This is a genomic window from uncultured Jannaschia sp. (assembly GCF_947494025.1).
In the GTDB taxonomy this organism is placed as follows: domain Bacteria; phylum Pseudomonadota; class Alphaproteobacteria; order Rhodobacterales; family Rhodobacteraceae; genus Jannaschia.
Genome location: NZ_CANLTQ010000112.1, coordinates 1 through 991 on the forward strand (window position 1 = coordinate 1; position 991 = coordinate 991).

Genomic DNA, 991 nt, shown 5'->3' on the forward strand with positions numbered 1-991 from the left:
GGTCCGCCCGGACCGAAGCCCGGGCGGATTGGTGTCAGCCGTCCTGCGGCTCGACTTCCGGTGCGTTCATCTGGTCCGTCTTGGCCTGCATCATCTCGGTGCAGGCCTCCATCATCGGACCCATCTTCTGCATCATTTCCATCATCTCCATCATCGGCATCATGCCCTCCATGCCTTCCATACCGGGCATGTCTCCGCCCATCATGCCGCCGGACATGCCGTCCTGGTTCTGCATCATCTGGCCGGACGGCTGGTCTCCGGCCTCCTGCGCCAGGGCGGCGGTGGTCAGGAGCGCCGTCAGGGCGGTCGCGGCGAAGCCGAGCTTGCTGTAGTTGGTCATCATAGTCTCCTTCGAGGTTTGGGTTCAGTCTTTCGTTACTTCCGGCTCTCCGGCCGGATTGGTCTTGCTCGCGCAAGATTTCGAGCCGCCCATCATGCAGAGCCCCAGCCCGCACATGACGGCGCAGGGGGCGAGGCTCAGGATCAGCGGCGCGGCGCCTACGGCCGTGAGCCAGCCCCAGTTGAAGAACAGCCCCGCGCCGATCAGCGCCATCGCCGCGAGCAGCAGGCCGCGGCGGCCCAGCGGCAGTCGCCACGGGACGGCCACGGGCGTCGTGGGCACGTTCGTCGTCTCGTTCATGGCCTATGGCTTCCTTTCGTCGATGAGGGACTGGATTTGAGTGACGGCTTCGGGACTGTCCCATTCCGCCGGGCCGACGAGGCGCCCGCGTTCGCGCCCCGCGCGGTCGATCAGGATCGTCGTCGGCAGGCCGGCCACGGCGAAGGCGGCCAGCATGCGAATGCTCTCGGCGAGGTACATGTCGAGATGACGAATGCCGATCTCTGCGTAGAAGCGGCGCACGGGTGCGAGCCCGGCCTGATCGATCGACAGCGGCAAGACGTGGAAATCCGGCCCGCCCAGGCGTTCCTGAAGCGCGTCGAGCGTCGGCATCTCCTCGCGGCAGGGCACGCACCAGGTGGCCCAGACGTT

Annotated in this window: 3 protein-coding genes; all 3 read right to left on the reverse strand. The window is 66.7% G+C overall.

The window, feature by feature from the left end:
• Positions 1-34: 34 nt before the first annotated feature.
• Positions 35-340 carry a hypothetical protein gene (locus tag Q1B08_RS21505; protein ID WP_299823424.1) on the reverse strand — a complete coding sequence of 102 codons (306 nt, stop codon included), beginning with the start codon at positions 338-340 and terminating at the stop codon, positions 35-37.
• Positions 341-364: 24 nt separating this feature from the next.
• Entirely contained in the window at positions 365-640 is a 276-nt protein-coding gene (locus Q1B08_RS21510) for a hypothetical protein (protein ID WP_299823427.1), read from the reverse strand.
• Between the two features lie 3 nt (positions 641-643).
• On the reverse strand, positions 644-991 hold a 348-nt coding region (locus Q1B08_RS21515; protein WP_299823430.1), incomplete at its 5' end, for a TlpA disulfide reductase family protein.

What these genes read in the sequence shown, in the direction of transcription:
- Q1B08_RS21505 (WP_299823424.1), bottom strand. Translation starts at nt 340, where the DNA reads ATGACCAACTACAGCAAGCTCGGCTTCGCCGCGACCGCCCTGACGGCG.
- Q1B08_RS21510 (WP_299823427.1), bottom strand. Translation starts at nt 640, where the DNA reads ATGAACGAGACGACGAACGTGCCCACGACGCCCGTGGCCGTCCCGTGG.